The organism is Gimesia aquarii (assembly GCF_007748175.1).
GTDB lineage: Bacteria > Planctomycetota > Planctomycetia > Planctomycetales > Planctomycetaceae > Gimesia > Gimesia aquarii_A.
In genome coordinates this window covers 6,138,220-6,161,144 of sequence record NZ_CP037422.1, presented here as the reverse complement: position 1 = coordinate 6,161,144, position 22,925 = coordinate 6,138,220, and the positions used below count along the sequence as shown (strand labels likewise).

Here is a 22,925-nt window from a genome sequence, read left to right as displayed (position 1 = left end):
AAGCGCTCAGATTTAGAATTCCGAAAAAGAGAGAGAAGAGAGAGTTGGTAATGGACCAGACATCCTTGCATTTTTTTTAAGCAGTACAGGATGGAAGTGGTTTTTATTTGAAGCAGTGGTTAGCAACAATTTGAAACGATTGTTATGTATATCTCAGCATAAATGTTCTCGTCATCGAGAAATCAAAATGTGAAATAGGATTTGATTTCCTGCCTCTTTTCTCTTCTTTGTTACTACAAAAAACTGCTTGAGTTTATGTTACTAGTTAGTTCTTGTCCAAGAAACGGGATAATTTAATGAATGATGCCCTACTCCCTCCCTCAAAAGACTTCAAATTAACTGGCATCATACTTTGTGTGATCGGTGTCATTTGTTTAATTGCACCCTTTGTTGCGGGTACTGCCGTTGTCTTTGTAATCGGCTTTCTATTACTACTGGGAGGGATTCTCTATGCGATTCAAGGTGCGCGAGTTGATGATGTCCCAGGAAAAACACAGCACTTAATTCTCGGGATTCTTATGGTTCTGGGGGGAATCGGAATTATTAGTCATCCGGTCTTCGGATTGACTTTTCTGACATTGCTGATGGCAATGTTTTTCATCTTTGAGGGTGTCTGGAAAATTGTAATGGCTTTCAACGTTCCACCAGCCAATGGGCGCAACGGAATTCTATTCAGTGGAGCGATTTCTTTGCTGCTTGGTGGCCTGATCTGGAGCCAATGGCCACTCTCAGGTTTATGGGCCGTTGGTACTCTGATGGGCGTTGATTTTTTACTGACCGGATTTTTTCTGATCAATCTGAGTGGGCCTCTCAATACCGGTTCATCAGACACCATTGAGACTACAGCTACCACCAAAGAGTAAATAGCCTTCAATTCACTAATTGCGTTGAAGTCTGCTTTTTAGGCTTGCCTGTAGAGAATCAGGGGGCGGGAGGCGGTGTTGAAGCTTCAGGAGTCGCAGGTACTACGGGTTTGAGAACTTTGACATCAGTTTTCGAACTGCTTTTTTTCAAGAAACTTTTATTTCCCAGTTGCGCGGTATGATCGGGAGACATACGGTTTCGATAAATGACCAAACCATCAATTGCGTGATAGAGAGCAGAATAATCAACAGGTTCGTCTTTGTTTTCAATGATGTCATTTGCCATCAATGAGATGGCTTTGCGAACCCATTCTTCATTGAGACGATCATCAGGTAACGCCATCATTAAGAATTCTAGCGTATGCCCTGTCGTTTCCAGTCGTTCCTGAAAATTCTCGCTTTCACTTTTTTGAAAGAAGTAATCGTACGAAAAAGAACCATCAAGATTTTGCATCGCTTTGGCTTCTTCAATGTAGCGTTTAATTTTTTGATCGGCTTCCAGCCAGTAACCGCGTAGACGATGTCCCGCATTTTTATATGTATTTCTGGCATACGACAAAGCGAACAATGCGTGTGTGCCCCCACAGGCGGAGTCATTCGATAGAGTTTCGTTTTGCATATAGACTAGATCATCCATGCGCCACTCTTCTCCCTTTTTATCCAACCAGGTGGCATCGGGGCCCAGGTAATGCACGAGAGCCCAGAGAGACCAGGTTACCTCTTCATTTTCCTGAATTTCTTTTTGCGCGTCACGCACAATATCAGCTACAGTAATCGGGCCATCAGGTGTTTGGAATTGATGATCCAATGGAACATTCGCCATGGCAAGAATGGCCAGTGACTGATTTTTGTGACCTTCAAACGCATTCTCCTTGGTATAACGATGCGCGCGGCCACCAAATTCTGTTTTTTGAAACCAGGGTTCGTTATCGTAGTAAGCTCCGGAAGAGATCCAATCCAAAGCATTTACCGTTTTATTGTTTTGCCTGATTTGATAATCCTGTCGAAATGCCAGAATGCCGTGGTAAATTTCCCAGGGCGAGTGTTTGTCAGACTCCAGATAATGTTGCTGGGCAATTTCAATGGCCTGTTCTACTTTCTTCAAAAGCGCTTCGCCAGATTCGACCTGCTGTTCATTTTTTGCGGGTGCGGTTTCCGTGTTCGCAACCTCTTGCGAACTCTTCCCGCAACCAGAAATCAGCATGACATGAGACAAAAATAGAATCAGAAATGACAGACGAGTCAAAAATCTCATCGTGTAGGTAACTCCAGGCGAATAAATTCAAATAAAGGAATGAAAATGAGCGGATTTGTGTTCAGAGTATCAGTATGTTGAGGATAATCGGCTTGCTCAAATGTATCAACGCCTTATGGCGTTGTAAACTTTTTATTTTTACTAATCTCTCATGCTACTAAGGTGGAATTCGAATCTCAACTGGCATCGTGGTGAATCTGAGCAAGCGCCTTCAAGGGAGAGGAATTTCTACTTTCAGGCTTTGATATTCCCTGTTCTCTCTTGGAATCTATGTCAGCAAGATCTCCCAGAAATACTCGACACTCTCTCTTAGATTTGGACGAGTTAAGTCTTTGAATTGAAAATCTGATGGAAGTCTTTGCTTCACTCAAAACAGTGCTAGTACATCTGTGATAATCAACATAATCATACCAGTTGTCAAAAATGTCTATTCTTCTAGTTGAAAACAGCCTCTCGTTCTCAGATTACAAGGTATTTTTTTGAACTGGCTACCTATATGGATCATTAATTTCGAATAGACCTTATAGCTAACAAGAAAAGAACAATAATGAAGCAATGGATTTCAACAATCTCACTCGGGGCAGTTATTGCGATTGCATCTATCTATTGGGTAGTAGACGAATCTCAATCCCAAACAGTCGTTTCTCCTAATCAAAAGTCGGTTAAGTATGTAAATTCAGGAACTGATTATGAGGGAGTGCCACAATCAGTTGAGTTGTCTTATATTTTTACATCGACAAGACCCCCGTGTACCGAATGTTCTCATTCCGATTCTGGATTACATCACAAATACCAATGCCAGCAGCACAATATAAAGCGAGGTAATAAATACCGCGGTATCGAAGTCGGTGAGAACCGATGGATCAAGATGGCCTGTGAAGAAGCACACCAGTCAGTCAAGGAAGGTGGCGGTCCGTTTGGTGCCGTCGTTGTTCAAATCGATGATGCATCAAATCAAGTCATTCGTTTCTGGCGGTGTCGTAATCAGGTGACCAAAAATATTGACCCTACAGCACATGCTGAAGTGAGCGCCATTCGAACTGTTGCCAGCGAGTTAGGAGTATTTGACCTTGGGAATATTCGACGTGATGATCCTCGTTTGAAGTTAGCTCAACCTGACGAAACATCGCATTGTGAGATCTATAGTAGCTGTGAGCCTTGCCCAATGTGCTATGCCGCGATTCGTTGGGCGCGTATTGACACGATTGTCTTTTCTGCCACACGTTTTGATGCGGCCGAACCGGGAGTCGATTTTTCAGATCTCGATCTCTATCAGGAACTAGCTACCCCTTATCAAGACCGTGTTAGCAATGGGCTTCGTGTCTATCAAGCGACTACTACAAACTCATTAGACGCTTTTAATCTTTGGAAAAATATAGACAAAGTTATGTATTAGACTTTGTTTTTCGAATCTACCTACATCTCTTTAGGGAATAAAAATGACGAACAATTCAAAATTCATGAGAAATATTGGTTTGGCAATTGTCGTATGTGGCCTGCTTGCTTCCGCATCGTTTGCTTATGAAGCTCTTACATATGACAAGTTACCGAGTGCAGTTAAGAAGAACATCGAAACATTACACCCAAACTCACGTGTATTGACAGCGAACGTCGATGAAGATGGTCTCTATCAGATCGATTTGAATGCTGACAATGAACATTTTCTCATGGAACTGACACGATCAGGCCGCGTGGTAAGCAATAAAAGTCAGGGAAAGGTTCTAAAGAGTACACCAAAATCTGTAAACCTTCCTGCCAGAGTGCGGGCGGCAGTCAAGAAGCTTTATCCCAACGGTAAGGTTATTTCTGCGTCAGCTGATGAAGATGGTGTTTACCAAATTCAAATTAAGAGACCACAAGGAATAAGCAATGTTGAGTCAACGAGATCAGGAAGGATCTTAAGCAATGATCGCGACGCGACAGACAAGGATGAAGATCTGAGCATTTCGCCATCCTCACAGGCGCGGCACATTGAAAGCGTACGAAAGTTGCCTTATGCCGTACTTGCCGCGGTCGAAAAAGCACATCCACAAGGTGTGATTGTCCATGTTTATCAAGACCTGTATGGACCTCGTTATGGGCGTTCAGCTTACTATGTAAACATTGTCAAGAATAACGAAGTTTATAATGTGGGCCTCACCGCTACTGGTAAAGTCCTTAAGGACACACTCGATAACCAGACAGAACGTCTGGCACGACTTCCACAGGTTGTCAGCGATGCTGCCCAAGCAGCCTTTCCTAATGGAGTAATTTACGGTAGCGGTACGCGAAATGGAAATTATGAGGTTGATGTCTTAGTCGATGGTCTTCCCTATGATCTGGTAATCACAAAAAGTGGCCATGTGATTTCGAAGAAACGCGATTATCACGAATAGAATAATTGGGAAGTCAAATTAATCTGCTAACTGACTTTTACTTTCGATGTTCAGTAACTTGTGCATTTTCTGCACGGTGATGTCATCTGGAGACAACCAGGTGACTTCGCCGTTGTCGAACAGTACATGCGATCCATAAGTGGCAAACGCATTTTCCTCTATCAACGTTTGTAATTCATCAAGTGTGAAATCGGTTGGTTCATTCCACAAACTTTTGAGGCCAGGGACTTCCATCAAGATGATTCGTTTTTCTGCTTTGTTACCCGAAACTAGTCGGTGACAGTCTATTGCTGGGTTCCAGTACGTAGACTTGTCAATGATTGCGACTAATTTTGATGTTCGTTTTGTATTGTCATCTCTCGTAATAATGAAACGATAAAAATGAGGATTCTGTGATGCAATTTTCTGATTTGTTTCACTATCCGAGGGTTCGTCAAACTGATAGCCATACGGTCGACTCTTAGTCTTGAAATAAGGCTCGAGCAGTGGTAGTAGCAAGGCTCGCCAGCTATGCATAGGTGTTCCCTCTTCACCTTTTAGTGCTGCGGGAGGTAAACAGCCATACGCGTCTTGATATTGATGCAGAGCCAGTCCAACAGCTTTCATCTGGTTCCGAAAACGTTCTCTAGGGCCACTGTTTACAGCCTGCTGTACGTCTGGAATCAAGAGCAGACACAGAATTCCAATGATCACCAGGATTGTGAAGATCTCCCAGAAACGATTTGTCTTTGAATTGATAGCCATAATAAGCCTTTTCTTCAACTTTTAGGCAGTTTTATAAGGGCAGGATCCGGGTGCCCCCATAAAAGTCATGTTCGAGAGCGATAGGATTCTAAAGTACATTTATTTGGTGACATTCCTAGAACAATTGTATTCTTCATATAATTTTCTTGAACTAAAAACAAAAAAATGTACATTGTGTTAATATGTTTGTTTGCAGACATTTTAACACATGAGTTACTGATGACGAACAAACTCACACATGCTGTATTCACGCTAATACTATTGTCGCCCTTAATTCAGGCCTCCTGTGAGAAAGAAACGTCCAATTCTACTCATCTTGAGTTGGGTACTTCTTATAATATAGATGCAAGCTCTCACTCAAAACACGAACCATTAATTAATCTTGATGAAAGCACCTTAACATATATCTCGAACAATATCCGTTTACATAACCCGTCAAATAGCCGTATCTCGGAAGTTCTTCATGTACTGAGGGTTCATGGATCAGGTTACAGTAGTCCTGCCGTCCAAGACAGACTTCTCGTTGATTCACTACTTGATGTAAGGGTTGGTATCCGCTTATTTGGGTCCCCCGCGATGGTAAAAACGCGAGATGGAATCGGGTTCTCATCAATCATCGCAAAATCCAGGCCATCGGAATATCATCATGATCAAGTTCTTGCTTCTCTTGGTCAACTGGAGATCCCAGAATCAACTAATATTCAACTGCAGAATTCGATGGGATCAGTCAAGGATGTCCTAAAGCAATCTGTGGCGCGATTTCATTTGAAGCAGAAAGAGCTCGAATGGTCTGCTATTGGCTTTTCATGTTACCTCAAGAAGTCAGGCCCATATAAAAACAAATACGGAGAGAGTTGGTGTTTTGACGATCTGGCAAAAGAGCTTCTCTCGCGAGATTTCAGCGAGGCAAGTTGCGGCGGAGTCCATCGTCTTGAAGCGCTCATATCCATCTATTTCGCCGACAAACGCCACTTTCTATTATCAAAAAACATGCGCTCCCGTGTGAAAAACATGATTGTCGGCAAAATGACACAAGCGATAAAATCTCAGTCACCATCAGGATACTGGACGATTCACTGGTGGCGAAATGACAATTCTCCTGCACCACCTCAGAGTACAGCATTTGCCAATAGCGATACAGGGCGCCTACTCGCTACCAGTCATTTGGCTGAGTTACTAATGAGACTCCCCAGTGATCTAGTAAATCAACACGAAAAACGTAATTCTGTCGAACGTGCTGCTAATTGGTTGGTTCCACAGTTAAAAGACCTGACATCAGAACAAATCCAGGCTACCTTTTGCCCTTGTTCGCATGCATCTGCCGTAGTCCTTAGCGTTTCAAGACCTCGTTCCTCACCAAACACTGAATGAGGTTTCACATTCCCTCTTTTCTAAAGGAGTATGATGACATGTTTTACAAAAGATTTTTGTTGCTGTTGTTATTTGTGATCGGAAGTGGTGTTTTACTCACCGAAGTCTCATCGAGTTCTATAACCGGTGAGGATGTCAGTGCGGCAGAAGCAGCGACAATCCTTGGAGGTGCCACTTGCTATGACTGGGTGTCTAAAAGATGCGAGAGGCCAAACCAGACCACGTGTAATCGACGTTTGTGTTGGCGATGGTCAACGGAAAATCCACATGGAGACTATCATGTTAACGGAATATGGTGTTGTTTAAACTCCTCAACTCCCTGCGACGCTGTCAGTACTTTACGAAATACATGTAATGGTAGCTGATAGAAGCCTTTCCAGGACGTCCGGCATGTCTCGAATCGATACTCTCGGGGCATGCCTTTCTACTTAAGCTACCGTATTCTAGAGAATTTCTTTTATGATGACTCCGCAGAGTATTTATTTATTTTATATAATACTTGTGTTCTGTGGATTACAAGAGGAGACACCGCAGGAACAACCAGCCCCTATCTGGAAGAAGATCAATTCCTGCGGGCCCAATGTACTCTATCTTTACCTCACATATTACTCATGCGACATTACGCATGAAATGATCTCTTCTGAAGTCCGTATCAATAAGAACGGCATCAGTCTATATGATCTAGCTCTGATCTCAGAAAGGCATGGGATTCCATCAAGGATCATTAAGACCGATAAAATGCTGGTCGGAGAATTAGAAACGCCCTTTATTGCTCACTTTGCGTATGGGAATGTCAGTTCTCCAAGTGGGCATTACGTGTTTGTTTCTGAAGTAAACAATGACATGGTAACATATATTGATGGAACAACAGGAACAGAGATCACGATTCCCATAGAAAATTTTAAGCACTACTGGTCAGGTTATGCCATGATTCGATCTGAGCGAAACAGCTTACTGACAGGAATATTGACATTGTGTTTAGTATTGAACTTTATCATTCTTTATACGCTCATCACTCGATACCGAAAAAAGCCGTTGATTGTCGCATCGTTTCTGTTTTTTTTGAATCCAATCTTTGCGATTCCCACGTATGCAGACGACACAAGTGTCGCATCGTATATTGAATCTGTTTCTGACGATATTCCAGATCATGAACTCGTTCGTACTTCTCGTATGGGGGCTGTCAATTGCCTTTATATTTACCTTAAATATTCCGGCTCTGATGTCACCTGGAGAAACATATACGATCTTACTTCACCTAAGGAAGGAGCTTCACTTCTTGCGATCATGCGTATTTCCAGCCTTCTGGGGCATCCCCTAAAAGGGAAACGCATCTCGCCATCAGAACTATTTCATCGAGGGCCGACGATTTGCTATCTAGAAGGAGGGGCAAAATCAGAAGGCAGCTTTGTGATTACGTTTTCTCACGGCGATGGTTTCATATGGGCACTAAATGGAAATAGTGCGACGATGAGACAATTTACTGAAGATGAATTTCGTCAGATATGGACTGGAATCGCTGTTGTCGAATCGAGTTCAGCCTATCACAATCAGCGACTTTTGTATGATTCATTTGCAGGTCTTGTTGCTGGAATTGTTCTGTTCTTTTCCATTTCTTCGGTTGTTCATCGAAAGATAGCGAATTAAAGGAAGGTATCACTATGAAATTGAGGCGTACCTATACCGTGTTAATGCTGTTTTTATTTTCTAACGTATGGGGTAATGTTGCTTTTTCTTCAGAATTGGATATCGTTCTACAGCGTCTGGAAACGGATTCCGCCTCATTACCATCTCTTACGGTTGAATGGAGCACAAAACGAAAGTTATTGATACCTCCCGATGAATTTAAAGAGAAAGTAAAATTTCCCGCTTACTCAGAAGAATTTGGATTCTATCAATTCACTCGCTATAGTTATCAGCACCCTTATGCGCGTGGCTTTCGACAAATTGAATCTTTGCAGAACGTCGCAGGTATGACTAACGATCTCTCAAAAACGTCCATGACTCCCACAAAGCCAACTGTGCTGTCTCGGAAAGCGCCCTCGCAAAATAAAACACAGTTCATCCAAACAGTCACTAAGCAAGAAGTGGCCATCCAACTGGAAAAGGTCTTTGAAGGGACATTAGAAGTCCCAGATTCTATTGTCCCAGATTCAATCTGTATGCTAATGATTTCTACATTGGATGAACTCAAAACCGAGAGCCCTCATGCCAAATTCATCTGGCCTGATTACCTGAAACTTGCCGGTTATTTTTTTCCCGAAACCCCTATGGAAGTCGGTTTAAAGCCAGTTCCTTTGCCAGTCCGTTGGTCCCAAAATGCACAAGAGAGCAACAAGCTGACTCTTTTGAACAATCAGGACGGAAAAACAGAATTGGTTTTTCACGATTCGAACTCATCTTTAACGGAGAAATTACATTTTTCCAATACTTCCAAGTATGCAGTCGAGTCGAGGGAATTGTTCGATGCATCCGATAGGATCATTCGAAGGTATCACTATCAAGGAAGTGTTAATATCGAAGGTACAACATTTTATTTACCTGAAAAAATACGCGTCGAGTATTTTAATTGGGAAACAAATTCTGAATATGTTTCATTCACTCCCATTGTAGAAATCACTTATGAACTTAAAGACATTTCTTATGGCCCTTATCCCGACGAATATTTTACACTGAATTATAACACACCAGGTGATATGATAGCTGATCGTACTCTTCCAGAATCTAGTACATTTCCAGAAGGGCAAGTTCAATATCGTATTCCGTCAAACCCAGCTGACTTAAAACGTGTAATTGAAAAAGCCAAAAAAGATAATGACTCTTGGCGCCAACAATCATTTTTCAATGTCCATAAAAAGAGACCATTCAGTCAAATTTTGATCGGAGGCAATATTTTGCTGATTATCGTTTTGGCAATTGTTTTTTTTCTAAACAGACGAAAACTATGAACGTAATTAACTGCATTTCAATATTATTCAGATCGTTTTTGATTACTTGTTGTTTATTGAATTCTATTGAGGCTAGCAATGAATCCGAATCACAGCCAAATTCAGCGCTAACAATCTCAGAACTAAAACAACAGATCCTCGAATCTCAAAATCTTATTAAAAGTATTTCTGTGTCTTACAAAGATTCAAATTATTCGAATAATTATCCAGCCGGTTATTATGTTTACCAAGAGAGTGTAGCCCGATATCCTGACCGTATGTATCAGTTTGTCGCACACGGTCACGATAGACTGCATTGGGCTGATGATCCTTTTCAGCAACAAGCTTTTGTGAAGGATGATTTATTTCACCGATTTAATGGTGTCAACCGAACAATTGAAGTGACATCATTAAGAAACCAGCAACGCTTGCCGGGACGAATGGAAGAAAGTTTCTTCTATTACGCAACGGGTATTTGGCCAATTAAACGCTGGACTTCGTTCCGGCCTGAAGGAACTTTTCCATTCACTCTTCGTGAAGTTGCAATGAGTGATAAGTACACTCTGCGAGTTGAAGATTTCGAGGGAATGGAATGTCATGTTTTAGAGCTTCCCCAACGGGATCAACTTTGGTTTGATGTTTTACATGACTGCAGATTAATCCGCAGAAAATTCATCTCTCCGGATACCGGACAAGTCATGCAAGAAATACGACTCCGCAATCAAGTTGAAGTGATCCCAAGAGTCTGGATCCCTAAATCAATTGAAGAGATTCATTTCGATATTACCGCGAGCACAACTGAGGGCAGAAACCGAATTGTACGGCAAAGCAATGTCGATATTTTGAAAGTGGAAGTTAATAAATCCTTTGATGACCAGTTGGAACTTTCTCTACCTCCGGGAACTTTATATCTTCCACAGAAAGAAGAACCAATACAAATCAAAAATGGGGGAGTCGAACATCTTGATTCAATGGTAGAAATGTTAACTCGCTTTGAATCACATTCAAACAGAAATGAAACTACGGGAGACTTTCGTTCATCTCTTATTAGAATCAGTCTGATCGGCTTAGCATTCACATGTATACTTTGTGGTATTATGGCTCTGATTCACCGAAGGCGACTCAAGGCATAGCTCAAATAATCCTGACCTTGATGATTCAACAATTTCGCATAAATCCGGTGATCTTGATTACTAACTCACGACTCTCTTGAGGCTTCCGTTTACCGCTTTTAGGATTCTTTGGTTTAGGTCTGCCCTTCCTTCCATCTCGCGGACCCACCGTGAAAATGTTGCTGGGCTGACAATCGAATTCAGCTCCTCAATCGCTCGACCAAGAACCTTTCCATACTTCAACAAGGTTTGGCGTTCTTCGTAAGTTGTATGGATTTGCCTCGGTCGTCTTGAACGCAAAATCGCATTCTCGTGTTTTAGATATTTGATATATTTAGCCAATTCATTATCGGTAGCGGAAGCAATTAAAGCCAGTAGTGGGTGGAAAATTCTGCTTATGAGTGTATTGCCGGTACGTGGTCAACGTGAAAACGGTTATACGTTCGTTTTACCCCGCTGGGCGGCTGATTAAAAAACAAAAATTCGATATGCGAACATGAAATTTCAAACTACCTCCAAATGACCTATTCAAATACCATAGATTGTCTGGTTAGAACTTTGGAGAAGCATTCGAACTCTCGAACCTTTAGTCGGTTTGCTCAAGGATTGCCCCCATTTATCTCCCCACAGATGCGCGTTATCAAAGTAAAAGCAAAACATTGTGAAAGTAACTACGGTCTTCGGAACCGAGGGCTCTTCACAGTTTCCTGCTAACAGCCAAGTAATATGCGTTTTATCCACGCCTCCTTTGAGATTGATGACTGTAATCGCCTGGGCGCATTTAGATAATAACATGACCAGAGACTACCAGTTCAACTCCGGCTGGGTCGAGTCGTAGTTCGTTAGTTGATTGTGAGAAATAAAAAAGTTGTGATTAACAAGACTTCTATATACGAAGACCAATTCCAAGTAACGCAATCAAATAACATATTTGTAAAAGGCATTGGAAGCTCGAACCTTTAGTTAGTTGGTCCGACGTTCCCCCCCCACTAATGCATGATCATTGTACAAAAGCAAAATCAAAGCGTAGTGAAAGTGAATGGCTTTGAAAACAGGATTTGATGAACCGTCGTCGAAGTTTGGTCTAATCTAATTTGGTCTTCGAAACCTTGGAGATAAAAGTCGTTATTTACCATCAACTCAGTACACAGTGATCATATGAGTAAATCCAATGGGTTAAATATCAAATAATGGTATTGATCAAAAATATAGATCATAATAGATTAATAAAAGTAGAGTATACAATGTAAAATATGTTCAAAAAGACATATATAAAATTCATAAAACCATTTAATTAAATGCTTTAGATAAGTATATTTATTGCTCATTGATTCTAATATTCATTTAAAACTAAACAAAAATCAAAATAAAAATAAACATAAGAACATATTTCAAATTCAAGGAAGAATATGAGTTCTAAACCTACAAATAATGAATGGCAGAAGAATATTTCTGATTTTGTTCAGGTATCTCTAAACGGCGCAACAGGAAACCTATTACCGTTCAACGACGACTACGATTTGGAGCTTCTTCATTGCCGATCCAAAAGTTGTACTTGGGAATCCGCGTTTCCTGTCATGAATGGGCTGGCTAAGGCAGTCTTCGTTGTCACGCAAAACAAAGATGGTTCCTTTGAAGTTTGGTTCAGTCTTGAAGGGGATATTCAAGGACCTGAGTGGACCGCATTAGGAATACAAGGATTATACAATACGATCAAATTACACCTAAGTCCTGATTTTCCGGCAGACCCCTCGATTATCGAAGGCTGGCCGGATGAAATCCAAGTAACGTTTCCTCCTTTGACTCTAGAGAAGAGCGGATTCTATATCGCACCAGAGCTGAGCGCAGACCAATTTGCCATGATGGCTGGCATGGAAGCCGTTGGTTCTGGTTCTGGTTCTGGTTCGGAAAGCTCCACCTCTACCTCTTCTGAACCTGGAAACTCTTCCGCCTCATCAACTTCAGATTCATCTGACTCTTCCAGCTCCGACGGACCGGGAGATTCCTCTGCTTCTACCGATTCAGGGTCTTCTAACTCGGAATCATCAACCTCTACAACATCCATGGCATCCACGACCTCCGACTCATCGCAGAGCTCAGGAGACTCTTCTGAATCAGCTGGTTCTGATTCATCCAGTTCTGAATCATCTGAGTCTGATGCAAGTGGTGGCAGTGGAGGTAGTGGCGGCAGCGGTGGTAGTGGCGGCAGCGGAGATGGTGACAGCAGTTCCAGCAGTGCTGAACCAGATGTGCCGGAACCAAGAATAGAAGTCGCCGGCTGTGGTGATGTTTCCGAAGACCCCATCCGCTACGTCGATGGTCAAATTCAGCTGCAAGCCGTTGATGTAGCCAGTCGTGGTTTTGGACAGTATTGGGCGCATGAAAGAAATTACTCCAACCAGTTAGAGCGTAGTGTCAATCTGGGAAATGGCTATAACTGGTGCCTGACTTATCTACCCCAAATCATCAAAGTCACTGCCACCAAATATGCGCTGGTGGGCAATATGAATAATGTGGTCTATTTTGAAGAAGACCCCGAAACGGGACAGTTTACAACTTTGAACGGAAACCTCGAGTTTCTCTCTTATAATGATGCAACGGAAACATTTTTCCTCCTATCCACTGATGGCACTCGCAGTAGATTCCACGGACTTAGTGATCCCGGCAACTATGGAAAACTTGAATATTCAATTAGCCCAGGAGGAAATCAGACCACAGTCGTCAGAGCGGGATCAAACTTTAGTGTCGAACGATCCATTGCAGTCGGAAGTGAAACCTACACCCAATATTTTAATTATCTGCTATATGATACAGAGAATGGAAGTGCACATAAGGGGCTCATCAAAACGTGTACTTTGCAAGTTAAAGATGAAGCTGAAAATCTAACGACAATCTCAAAAGCTGATTACACCTACTACGACTCCACTTCTGATGACGGATCTCTGAATGACCTAAAGACGGTTACGATTAGTCAATGGGACACTGCTAACATCAATTGGGTTGATCAGGGAACCACATACTATCGATATTACAAGCTAAATGAAACGAATGGTTTTGAGCACGGCCTCAAGTATGTCGTTCTACCCGGTTCTTATGCGCAAATGGTAAGTGATAGTATCGATCCGCTTACAACGCCAAATACGACGATCGCGCAATATGCCGACAATTATTTCGAATTTGATAGCTCCCAGAGAGTCGTCCTGGAGCGGAACAAAGGGGGCGCATTAACCTTTACGTTCAGCTACAGCGAAAACTCTGCGATAAGCTCATCATCCAGTGGGGGAGTTTCTACTTTTAATCCCAATTACTGGGTGAATAAAACCGTGCAGACTCTGCCCGATTCCAGCCAGAATATTCTGTATTTCAATGGTGTGGGCCAAACGATGCTCGAAGTTATGAAATCTGGTAATGATGAGTGGTGTCGCTTTAAAAAATATGATGCTAATGGGCGGGTGATTCTGGAAGCAGAACCCTCGGCAATCGTGGGATATAGCGAACAGTATCCTGATTTACTAAACTATTCCGGTGGTAAATATCAGTACCTGTATGATAACTCGGGACTCATTCATCTTTTCGAATACTACTCCACTACGGGAACTGGTGCAGCGAATGGTTATCCGTCTTTTACCAAAATTCAACATGGTCAAAACGGAACTCCTATTAACCTTACCAAAATTGAATATGTATCTCACTCAGCAGGTGGAAATACGATCTATCTACCCTTAAAAGAAATCACGTATCCTGATGACTCAAATCAATCCACGACAATCACGACCAGCTATTCCTACACGTTTCATACGGGAACCTTGCAAATTGCCCAGAAGACAATCACTCTGCCGATTATTTCAGTCTCACAAAATGGGTCCGGCACAGCTAATACCAGAGTGGAAGTCTATGATACAGAGGGCAATCTGACCTGGGTCAAAGATGAACTCGGCTTCATCAACAAGTTGACTTATGACAATAGAACGGGTGGATTAATTCAGCTGATCGAAGATGTCGATACCACTCAACAGTCTGACGAGCCTGCTGGCTGGGTAACCCCCTCGGGAGGCGGAAAAAACCTGATCACCGATTACGAAATCGACGACGAAGGACGAGTAACTCAGACATTGCAGCCCGAACACACAATCGACCTCAATGGTCAGGCAACCACCATTCGTACGGCAACCTGGTATGTTTACAAGACCAATGCGAGCGAAGACGAGGTCTGGCAGGCAAACGGCTATCAGTCAGGCCCCTCAAACAACTATCAATACACTTTGATTAATCCAGTTACGATTACGAAGGTTGATAAATACGGCAACCCACTCGAGAGAATTCAAGCGACTCGCAGTTCGACAAGTGGAAAACTACTGCCCACCGATTCCTTCTCACAATCTTCTTATGTAAGCTGGATCACTCGCCAATACACGGGTTGCTGCTTACTTGAGTCCGATCGTGTCTATCATTCCATTCCTACTTCAGGTACAGGCTCCTCAGGAACAAACTATGACCAGTCCAACTACGGTTATGACAATATGCAACGTCAAAATCGGTCCACATCACCAGGAGGCACGATTTCCTTTACCGTATTTGATGTCCGGAATAATCCCGAACAGGTTTTTGTGGGCACCGATGATACGGGAGCCACGCAACAAGATCCTACAGGTGGTGGCGCTGTTGGCAATAATATGGTCATTATTTCCCAGAATGAATATGACGACGGTGCTGATGGAGGAGACAACAATCTCACGAAACAGACCTTATACGCCGCCTCGTCAGACACGCGAGTTACCTTATTCTATTATGACTGGCGTGATCGTCTCTTTGATACCAAAGGCGAGATAGGCTTTTATCAAAGACAGTACTATGACAATCTAGACCGTGAAATTAAAGTCGAGCGGTACAATGCATCGGCCCTGTCTAATTTGCTGGCACGCTCCGAAAATAAATTTGATGACCTGGGACGCATCTATCAGTCCATTACATATGCCGTCGACCCAACAACGGGAACAGTGGGAAACAGTCTGGTCGACAATACCTGGTATGATGCAACAGGCAAGGTACTGAAACAACTTCCTGCCGGCTCTGATCTGTTTACCAAATTTGAATATGATGGCCTTGGACGACAAACTGCCACTTATACGGGTTACGACCTGGATGAAACCAGCTATGCCGAAGCAGGAACAGTCATGGGTGATACAATCCTGGAACAAACGGAAACGGATTATGATGATGCAAATAATGTGATCGAGAGCACCACGCGAATGCGATATCACGATGCCCCTGCCAGCCAGACGGGAGCGCTACAAAACCCCAGTATCGCACCCAAAGCACGCGTGAGCTATTTGGCAAATTATCCGGACGCCATCGGACGACTTGTAGCCACCGCTGATTATGGCACCAATGGGGGAACAGCCCTGTCACGCTCCGCTACGATCCCCACTCGCAGTGATACAGTGCTGATCACAACAACGGCCTTTGATTCGGCAGGACGCGTTAATCAACTCATTGGCCCTGATGGAATGGAAACACGCAATGAATATGATGCTGCCGGACGTACTGTCAAAGTGATTGAAAATTATCAGGCAACTGTTTCTTCCAGCTCTAGTAGTTCGTCGGGAACCAACCCTTCAGATGACACCAATCGTACCACTCTCACGACATATACACCCGATGGCTCCATCGCCACTCTAACTGCTGAAAACTCGGTGACGGGGAATCAGGTCACTACTTATACCTATGGAACGACATTAATTGATTCAGAAATCGCCAGTAGTACGTTGTTGCAAAAAGAAACCTATCCTGATTCAGTTGACGGTACCGATGTCGTCACCTACTCCTACAACAGACAGGGGCAGCAAATCAAACAGACCGATCAGCTAGGTACGATTCATGAAATCGACTATGACAAACTGGGGAGAACTGCTCAGGATCGAGTCACCACTTTAGGGACTAGCGTGGATGGCGCAGTACGTCGTATTGGACTGGCTTATGACTCACGTGGGCTCAACACGGAAATCACCAGCTATGATAACGCAAATGTCGGCCAGGGAACGATAGTCAACGAGGTTCAATTTGCCTATAATAACTTTGAGCAGGCTATTACCGGTTATCAGTCACATACAGGAGGGGTGAATGTGAGCACCAGCCCCAAAGTTCAATACGGTTTTGCAAATGGCAGTGCCAACACAATTCGTCCCAATAGCCTCACCTATCCTGACGGACGCGTTTTAACGTTCAACTACGGTTCTGCCAGCAGCATGAATGATGCCGCCAGCCGTGTGGCAGCTATCGTGGATGATGATCTCAGCGCCACGCATCTGGCTGAATATTCCTACCTTGGTTTGGGGAGCCCAGTCATTGCCGACGATTCTGAACCGGAGGTCAGATTTACGCTGGTTGGCACAGCGGGAGGCAATGATCCGGATACCGGAGATATTTATCGTGGTCTGGATCGCTTCGGACGGATTAAAGACTCGCTCTGGTATGATTATGGTGCAACCGCAGATAAAGCCAACATCCAGTATGGCTACAATCGCGCATCCAATCGTACCTATCGTGACAATCCCCTGGACACCACCAATAGCTTTGATGAAGCTTATACCTATGATGGCCTCCAGCGTTTAAAAGAAACAGAACGCGGTGCGCTGAATGCGCAAAAAACGGGAATCGATACGTTGAAATTTGCCCAATCCTGGTCACTCGACGAAACCGGAAACTGGAAAGGTTTCCAACAGGACGATACTGGCAACGGAACCTGGGATCTGCAACAAGCCCGCACCAGTAATAAAGTCAACGAAATCACAGACATTACTGAGACGGCTGGCTCCAGTTGGCTTACTCCCGCTTACAGTAAAGCGGGCAATATGACGACGATCCCTCAACCCGTTGACCCGACAACCAGTTTCAGCGCGACCTATGATGCCTGGAATCGCCTGGTGAAAATCACAGAGGGTAGCAATACCGTTTCAGAATATGAATACGACGGACGCAATTATCGGATCATTCAAAAATCGTATACCAGTGGTAGTTTGAGTGAAACCCGACATCTCTATTACACTGATTCCTGGCAGGTCGTTGAAGAACGGGTCGACAGCGAAACCAGCCCCGAACGTCAGCTCGTCTGGGGACTGCGCTATATTGATGATCTGGTACTTCGAGACAGAGACACAACCGGTAATGGTACTTTAGATGAACGCCTCTACGCATTACAAGATGGCAACTGGAATGTGACGGCGATCTGTGATGAGAACGGTGATATTCAGGAACGCTATGCATACGACAGTTACGGCAGTCCCACGTTTTTGACTCCCAGCTTTGGTTCTCGCAGTAGCTCCAGTTTCGACTGGGAAACTCTTTCTTCAGGCTATCGGTGGGAAACAGCAACAGAGCTGCTTCACGTTCGTAACCGTGTGTACCATTCTGTCCTCGGAGTTTGGATTCAAAGAGATCCGCTTGGATACTTTGACAGTATGGACCTCTATTTATATTCTGGAAATAATCCAATCAGATTTATTGATTCACAGGGAAGCGACTGGCTTGATACATCCGCAAATTTTGCAGCCGGAGTAGGTGATTCACTGACCTTTGGATTAACATATGGTATTAGATGGACTTATTCAGGGAATGATGGAATAAAAACTTCTAGCACAGCATACCTAGCAGGAGAGTGGGTAGAAACTTCTTTTGAAATTGGAGTTACATTAGGTGGAGCTAGCTTAAAAGTAGCAGCTAAAAAATCCGCTCAAAAAATTGGCAGTGAAGCAATTCAAAAAGGAACAACTAAGGCAGCCAAGAAAGCTCAAGCAAAAGGTACTAGTCAGGCCGTTGAATCTTTAGGAAAAGATATAATCCATCAAAAATCAGCAAAATTTAAGAAGAAGTTTAGAGAGAAAAAAGGAGTATCGGGCGGCGAAACTCATCATCAAAATCCTTTATTTGGTCATAAAAAGGGCAAGGGTTCTAAAGGAGATCATAGCACACGATTCCCAACAGGAGGCCTTCCTGATTACTTAAAAAATAATCTAAAAAATTTCAAGCAATTAAGTGTAAAAGATCATTTAGCAAAACATAAATGGCTTAATACATTAGAAAAATCAATCATTAACAAATTGTGGCTACAAAGTGGTGCTACAATACCGTCTCGAATTTTAGCAAGAGAATTACGGCACCAATTTACAGATTCTGAACAAGATGAAATTCAAGATTTGTTTGATGAATTATCAAATGATCGTCAAAGAGAAAATGGAAGTTATGATTGCAAAAGATAATCTCGAAAGGCAAATACAAGTATCATGATTGAAACTTCAAATATTAATTATCATTTTAGGGAATGGCCATACGGAAAGTTTCGCAATGACAACTTTTTTATGGATCTCGTTATTTGGCTCATAGGATTACCTATTGTTGGTCTAGTACTGATCATGCCCGTGGCAATACTTTTTCGCCTACTGGAAGTTAATAACAATGTTATGATTAATAGAGCAATAGCGATCGTTAGTATCAGTGTAGCAATGGTATTTGGACTTAAGAAGATACTTAAAAATCGTAGCGATAAGCACAGGAGTTGGTTGAAAGAAAAAGAATTGTATGAAAAGGAATTTGCAAAATCTTATGCAGAAAAAAATACGATCACCAACATTATCCAGTATTGGACAATTGAAGAAGACGAGCCCATATATGGCTATTTGATAAGAACCCAAGAAAATGAATGGTTTTATATAATTTCAGAACAGTTAGGCGAATTTGAATTAGATTCTTTTCCCAAAAGCCAAGTGACAATCATCAGGGCACCATTCTCAAAAAATATACTAGAAATTGACACAAAAGGGAGAGAGGCAAAATATATGGATACTGTCCAACTCTATAAATTTATTGACGACTACAGCTATGTGAATCTTGGTTTTGATGTTTTAGCTCCTGCTTTATGCCAAACACTACAAACAAGTTTGGTAGAAGATGAGAAACAAGAAAGCTAAAGGGGACATAAAAAGGGTCAAGGCTCAAATCTTTCGAACCGCCTTTATTACATCTCTAACTAAATATGGGACGTTTACTCGCAATTGGTGATATACATGGTTGTCTTATTTCACTCAAACTATTGATCGAAAAAGTACGACCAACTCATGAAGATCTCGTTATCGTATTAGGCGACATCATTGCCAGAGGACCAGAGAGTAAAGGATGTCTTGATTTTCTTATTGAATTAAATGAAGAACTCAAAATGGTATTTTTGATGGGGAATCACGAAGAATTTATGCTTGAAGCAAAAACATCCTCTATCGCATGTGGTAGCTGGATTTATTTTGGTGGCGAAGAAGTACTTCGTTCATACGATCCTCTCCATCAAACTGTAGATATTAAAAATGTACCTGAAAATCATTGGAAATTTATTGAAAGCTTTCAGGATTATTTTGAGACAGACGAGGAAATTTTCGTTCATGGAATGATAGAACCTGACAAACCAGTTCATGGGCAGGATTCCACTTCATTTCGTTGGCTCACATTTTCAAAAGCAAGCCCTCACATATCTGGAAAGCGAGTGATTTGTGGTCACACTTTACAAGAATCTGGGGTTCCCTCAAATCTTAAACATTCTATTTGTATCGACACAAACACCTGCGAGAATGGATGGCTCACCTGTTTAGACGTAAAAGCTGAACTCGCACATCAGACAAATGAAGCAGGTGATTATCGAATTCTTGATATAAGTTCCACGGAATAACTTACACACAAAAGAGTCAGGACTCATTTCCAATAGACCTGCCACCTAATTTAATCTAGCAATTGTTAAGTGACTCATAATTTTACAAAAAAAATTTTTCAGCCAAAGGATTGGCCTGTATATGGAACCACGGAAGTTCATCTTTAAAAACACATTGAGTCCCGGTGATATCGTCATGCTGACCGCGGGAAAAAAAGGGCTCATTTTAAAAGACCTGACCCCTTAAATATCCCCAAGTTGAGAGACCACGAATGAATATTATCGGTGTTATTATGATTTTCGCAGGATGCTGGATAGTAGCAATGAACTGGTTAGTGGCATGGAGAATCTGGGTTGTAAAGGATGAGGCACCATCATGGGTACCCATTGTTGGCGGTGCTTTGGTTTCCTTCGGACTGTGGCTCCTGCCTTATGAATCTCTGTCCCGTTTGTGGTGGATTGGTTTTCTTGTAGATTATGGTTGTTTCTTCGGCTTCGTTCATACAGCTTGGTGTTGGATGTTGTACTTTTGGAGACGCTCAGGAGACGATAAGAAAGGGTAAAATCTATAAAACAGGACGCCTCATTTTAGGGGAAGGAGTTAAGGTGTCAGGGCTCATTTTTAATAAACCTGACACCTTAAATATCCCCCCCTAGCCCAGAATAATTAGTTTTTTAAAAAGTTACTTGTCGCTAAACGAGCAATATTTTTTAACTATATGATCAAGCCAAGAGGGGGTTAACTCAATTATATGGGACGCTTACTCGCAATTGGTGATATACATGGTTGTCTTAAAAGGGAAAAAAGGGTCAGGACTCATTTTTAATAGACCTGACCCTATAAATATCCCCTTTGATTTAGAAATGATCTCAAATCAGACTGACTAACGAGACGTATTTGAGGCTCACAGGTGAAACAATCACGGTTGATTAAAATATTGTTTATCCTGACAGGAGTACTTGTAATTTTACTCTTATCAGCACAAGCGTGCATGATGATAATTATTTGGTCTGCGACTGAGAATCCTTGTGGATTGTATAAATCTATCATACTAGAAAATACACCACACGCAGAAAAATTAATTTCTCAAGGTATGTTTGATAAACCATGTGGTGGAATATTTCCAATCCACGCTGCTTCAGAAAAAGCAAATCAGCACATTCTGAAACTTTTGCTGAATAAAGGAGAAGATCCAAACCGTCTAGATGAAGCTGAATCCAAGACCCCCATAATGTGGCTTGTTGCCGGAAGCGGTCTTACAAATAAAAGAAGCATTGAGTGTTTCGAATTATTAGTAGAAAAAGGTGCCAATATAAATCTGAAATCTCCCGATACAGGGCGGTCTCCCCTTCACATGTCCGTTGATTATAAGGACTTTATAACAACGAAAGGTCTTGTTGAGCGTGGTATAGAAATTGATGCTCAAGATAAACAGGGAAAAACACCATTACACTTTGCAGTTGAGGATAACAATGAGATGCTTGTTGAACTCTTATTGGATAGTGGAGCAAATAATTCGCTTCTTGATAATAATAATGAAACACCCCTGGATATCGCAAAACGAATGGATTTTCCTGAGATCCAAAAACTGCTTAAAGAACAATCAGATATCAAGTAAAGATCCCCATTATTGTAAGCTGTTTTTTTCTCAGTTTTTTATTCCCTAAGTAAGACTCAGTTTAGAAAACACTGGAAGTGGATGTTGGATTTATTATGAGGCACAATCAGATGAATAATCCTTTTTCATTTCCATTGCTTCTCGTTGCTGGTGGAATAGCTTGGAACATTATATGTGTTTTCTTGGCTTGGCTTCTCTCTAGGAGACATAAGTTTTCACCACCATCTTCTTTTTGGTTACGACAAGCTGGGTGGATCGGTTTTCCGTTTTCTGTGATCGCTGCCTTATTTATATTTTTTGATTAATTGAACTTAGAAGGGTATTAAGGGGTCAGGAATCATTTTAAATCGACCTGACCCTTACATTTCCGTAAGAGGGAATGACTAGATGAAAATCAAAAAACAAATTAATCCGGTAAAGGTTTGGAAGTGGACAGTAAATTTATTACTTTTAATTTGTGGAGGGTTTACACTACTAGGCTTCCTATTAGCAGACGAATGGTTCTTTCAATGGTCCTTAATTTTTCTGGTACCTTTTGTTTGCGTTGCCTTTGCTCCATCAATTTTAGCGATGTTGGATATTTTATTTAAAAAACGAGACGATCAATAGTTATCAGGAGACGTACATAAAAGAAGGCAGGACTCTATTTTAATAGCCCCTTATTTAACCAACATGAAAAAACTGTTCCAGAACAATACAAAGGTCGCATATTCCATCTTCTGGTCTAGTTTCTTGCTACTTACTGTCCTTGATTATTTATTAATTAGAGTAATTGGAATGGACTTGGAAGTAGCACCTGGAGAAGTATATCTATATCCAGATAAAGTTTTAGGACCTCTTTTTTGGGCTCTAGCATTTTCTTCTACTCTGCTACTACTAGTCTCTTCTTTTTACATAAAATTAACGAAGAATAAAGTTATCAACGCATTTCTTGCTGTAGTGTTTTTCTTAATTCAAGTAATCTCTAATTA

The 22,925-nt window shown here is 42.0% G+C and carries 17 protein-coding genes; 14 read left to right on the top strand and 3 right to left on the bottom strand.

All coding sequences use genetic code 11. The features are described 5' to 3' along the window. The first annotated feature begins 296 nt into the window (after positions 1-296). Positions 297-863: an HdeD family acid-resistance protein gene (locus V202x_RS23375; protein ID WP_144986078.1), complete on the top strand. Its 567-nt coding sequence runs from the start codon at positions 297-299 to the stop codon at positions 861-863. Positions 864-921: 58 nt separating this feature from the next. On the opposite strand, the gene V202x_RS23370 is transcribed toward V202x_RS23375, so the two are convergent. After that, the gene (locus V202x_RS23370) at positions 922-2,118 is read right to left on the bottom strand and encodes a hypothetical protein (RefSeq protein ID WP_145179229.1); all 1,197 of its coding nucleotides are present in this window, start codon (positions 2,116-2,118) and stop codon (positions 922-924) included. Positions 2,119-2,665: 547 nt separating this feature from the next. On the opposite strand from V202x_RS23370, the gene V202x_RS27635 reads away from it, so the two are divergent. Both V202x_RS27635 and V202x_RS23360 read left to right on the top strand, forming a co-directional pair. Next, the gene (locus tag V202x_RS27635) at positions 2,666-3,514 is read left to right on the top strand and encodes a nucleoside deaminase (protein ID WP_197993058.1); all 849 of its coding nucleotides are present in this window, start codon (positions 2,666-2,668) and stop codon (positions 3,512-3,514) included. Between the two features lie 43 nt (positions 3,515-3,557). Then, positions 3,558-4,493: a hypothetical protein gene (locus tag V202x_RS23360; protein WP_145179228.1), complete on the top strand. Its 936-nt coding sequence runs from the start codon at positions 3,558-3,560 to the stop codon at positions 4,491-4,493. An 18-nt stretch (positions 4,494-4,511) separates the two neighbouring features. Here the strand turns inward: V202x_RS23360 and V202x_RS23355 are convergent, their stop codons facing one another. Beyond that, positions 4,512-5,237 (bottom strand): DUF1559 domain-containing protein, encoded by a 726-nt coding sequence (locus V202x_RS23355; RefSeq protein WP_145179227.1) that lies wholly within the window; start codon positions 5,235-5,237, stop codon positions 4,512-4,514. Between the two features lie 576 nt (positions 5,238-5,813). Here V202x_RS23355 and V202x_RS23350 point away from each other — a divergent pair. From V202x_RS23350 to V202x_RS23330, 5 genes are all read left to right on the top strand, one after another. Then, entirely contained in the window at positions 5,814-6,608 is a 795-nt protein-coding gene (locus V202x_RS23350) for a hypothetical protein (protein ID WP_145179226.1), read from the top strand. A 38-nt stretch (positions 6,609-6,646) separates the two neighbouring features. Next, the gene (locus V202x_RS23345; RefSeq protein WP_145179225.1) at positions 6,647-6,973 is read left to right on the top strand and encodes a hypothetical protein; all 327 of its coding nucleotides are present in this window, start codon (positions 6,647-6,649) and stop codon (positions 6,971-6,973) included. A 94-nt stretch (positions 6,974-7,067) separates the two neighbouring features. Next, positions 7,068-8,255: a cysteine peptidase family C39 domain-containing protein gene (locus V202x_RS23340; protein WP_145179224.1), complete on the top strand. Its 1,188-nt coding sequence runs from the start codon at positions 7,068-7,070 to the stop codon at positions 8,253-8,255. A 14-nt stretch (positions 8,256-8,269) separates the two neighbouring features. Beyond that, complete coding sequence (locus tag V202x_RS23335; protein ID WP_145179223.1) at positions 8,270-9,556, top strand: hypothetical protein; 1,287 nt, start codon at positions 8,270-8,272, stop codon at positions 9,554-9,556. 170 nt (positions 9,557-9,726) lie between these two features. Then, entirely contained in the window at positions 9,727-10,668 is a 942-nt protein-coding gene (locus tag V202x_RS23330) for a hypothetical protein (protein ID WP_145179222.1), read from the top strand. Between the two features lie 507 nt (positions 10,669-11,175). Here the strand turns inward: V202x_RS23330 and V202x_RS23325 are convergent. Continuing rightward, positions 11,176-11,442, bottom strand: a complete 267-nt coding sequence (locus V202x_RS23325; protein WP_145179221.1) for a ParA family protein — start codon at positions 11,440-11,442, stop codon at positions 11,176-11,178. A 614-nt stretch (positions 11,443-12,056) separates the two neighbouring features. Between V202x_RS23325 and V202x_RS23320 the strand changes: the two genes are divergently transcribed. The 6 genes from V202x_RS23320 to V202x_RS23295 all read left to right on the top strand — a co-directional run bounded on the left by V202x_RS23320 (position 12,057) and on the right by V202x_RS23295 (position 22,563). Continuing rightward, the gene (locus tag V202x_RS23320; RefSeq protein ID WP_145179220.1) at positions 12,057-18,902 is read left to right on the top strand and encodes an RHS repeat domain-containing protein; all 6,846 of its coding nucleotides are present in this window, start codon (positions 12,057-12,059) and stop codon (positions 18,900-18,902) included. A 24-nt stretch (positions 18,903-18,926) separates the two neighbouring features. Then, positions 18,927-19,610 (top strand): hypothetical protein, encoded by a 684-nt coding sequence (locus tag V202x_RS23315; RefSeq protein ID WP_145179219.1) that lies wholly within the window; start codon positions 18,927-18,929, stop codon positions 19,608-19,610. Positions 19,611-19,675: 65 nt separating this feature from the next. Then, the gene (locus V202x_RS23310) at positions 19,676-20,356 is read left to right on the top strand and encodes a metallophosphoesterase (RefSeq protein WP_145179218.1); all 681 of its coding nucleotides are present in this window, start codon (positions 19,676-19,678) and stop codon (positions 20,354-20,356) included. 302 nt (positions 20,357-20,658) lie between these two features. Further along, the gene (locus V202x_RS23305) at positions 20,659-20,898 is read left to right on the top strand and encodes a hypothetical protein (RefSeq protein WP_145179217.1); all 240 of its coding nucleotides are present in this window, start codon (positions 20,659-20,661) and stop codon (positions 20,896-20,898) included. A 348-nt stretch (positions 20,899-21,246) separates the two neighbouring features. Further along, positions 21,247-21,954 (top strand): ankyrin repeat domain-containing protein, encoded by a 708-nt coding sequence (locus tag V202x_RS23300; protein WP_145179216.1) that lies wholly within the window; start codon positions 21,247-21,249, stop codon positions 21,952-21,954. A gap of 387 nt (positions 21,955-22,341) precedes the next feature. Further along, on the top strand, positions 22,342-22,563 hold the full coding sequence (locus tag V202x_RS23295) for a hypothetical protein (protein WP_145179215.1): 222 nt from the start codon (positions 22,342-22,344) through the stop codon (positions 22,561-22,563). Positions 22,564-22,925: the final 362 nt, after the last annotated feature.